The sequence below is a fragment of the Mycobacterium sp. E2462 genome (assembly GCF_001672685.1).
Lineage (GTDB): Bacteria > Actinomycetota > Actinomycetes > Mycobacteriales > Mycobacteriaceae > Mycobacterium.
This window is the reverse complement of the sequence record NZ_LZKC01000279.1, coordinates 1-1,329: the sequence shown is the minus strand read 5'-3', so window position 1 is coordinate 1,329 and position 1,329 is coordinate 1. Positions and strand designations below refer to the sequence as shown.

Genomic DNA, 1,329 nt, shown 5'->3' with positions numbered 1-1,329 from the left:
GAGATCCAGCGCAACATCATCGCCCGCCGGCTCCTCGATCTCGGCAAGGAGTGAACCGTGAGCACCACCGACCCCGACGAGCTGCGGATGCTGGGCGACTCGCTGCGCACCGCGATGCTGTCGTGCGCCGGATCCGGCCAGAAGCTCGACGCGGCGCTGAGCGACCTCGGCTGGCGCGAGATGCTCGACGAAATACCGGATCTGGCAATCCCTCTGGTGTTCCGCCTGCTGGGCGAGACCGGCGCGCACGCGCCGGTGCTCAACGACGTCGTGCTGCGCGCGATGGGCTTCGACGCCGGCGGCACCGTGGCACTGCCGTTCACCGCGGGGTGGGTCGTCTGGGAGCGCACCGACGGCCCCACCTCGGCCGTGGACGGCGACCTGCCCATCCACCCCGCGGCGCGCGGCGAGGCGCCGGCCCCCGCCGCGCTGGCGGCCGGGCGCCGCGCGCTGGGCTGGTGGCTGGTGGGCAGCAGTCGGGCGATGCTGGCGCTGGCGCGTCAGCACGCCGTCGACCGGGTGCAGTTCGGGCGGCGGATCAGCTCGTTCCAGGCGATTCGCCACCGCCTCGCCGAGACCCTGGTGGCGCTCGAGGGTGCCGAGGCGACGCTGCAGGCCGCCGACGGGGCCGATGCCCTGGCGTCCGCGCTGGCCAAGGCGGCGGCCGGGCAGGCCGCGCTGACCGCCGCCCGGCATTGCCAACAGGTCCTGGGGGGCGTCGGCTTCACCGCCGAGCACCAGCTGCACCGGCACATCAAGCGGTCACTCATCCTCGACGGCCTGCTCGGAAGCGCGCGGGGCCTGACCCGCGAGGCGGGAAAGGCCCTGCTGGCGAACGGATCGGCGCCGCGGCTCATCCAGCTGTGACGCGGACCCGGCCGGGTGGCCGGTGGGCGCGTCGGGCCGGCGCTTGTTCCGGGATGCGGCGCGGGGCAGACTGGGCGCGATGACTCAGCCCGGCGCCCCTCGCAACCAGTTCGGCGTCGCTTCGTTGCTCCTCGGCGCGGTGGGGCTGGTGACCTGCTGGCTGCTCATCGGGGTGCCGCTGGGTATCGCGGCGGTGGTGACCGGTGACATCGCCCGTCGACGGGTTCAGCGCGGCGAGGCCACCAACCCCGGAATCGCGTTGACGGGCATGGTGTTAGGGGGCATCGCGATCGCGGCCGGATTGGTCGCCATCGGGTATTACTCCTGGCTGGACGCCCAGGACCCGGACCGCCTGCAGCGCTGCTTGGACAACCCGGCCACCACCAACTGCTGAGGTCCGACCCGGGGTCAATGCCGCGGCAGCCCCAGCACGCGTTCGGCGATGATGTTGCGCTGGATCTC

Annotated in this window: 2 protein-coding genes; both read left to right on the top strand. The window is 73.2% G+C overall.

Going from position 1 to position 1,329, the window contains the following annotated elements; all coding sequences use genetic code 11:
- Positions 1-87 precede the first annotated feature (87 nt).
- Positions 88-867, top strand: coding sequence for an acyl-CoA dehydrogenase family protein (locus A5714_RS13895; RefSeq protein ID WP_068285931.1), 780 nt, complete (start codon positions 88-90; stop codon positions 865-867).
- Positions 868-946: 79 nt separating this feature from the next.
- Positions 947-1,261, top strand: a complete 315-nt coding sequence (locus tag A5714_RS13890; RefSeq protein ID WP_068071136.1) for a DUF4190 domain-containing protein — start codon at positions 947-949, stop codon at positions 1,259-1,261.
- Positions 1,262-1,329 lie beyond the last annotated feature (68 nt).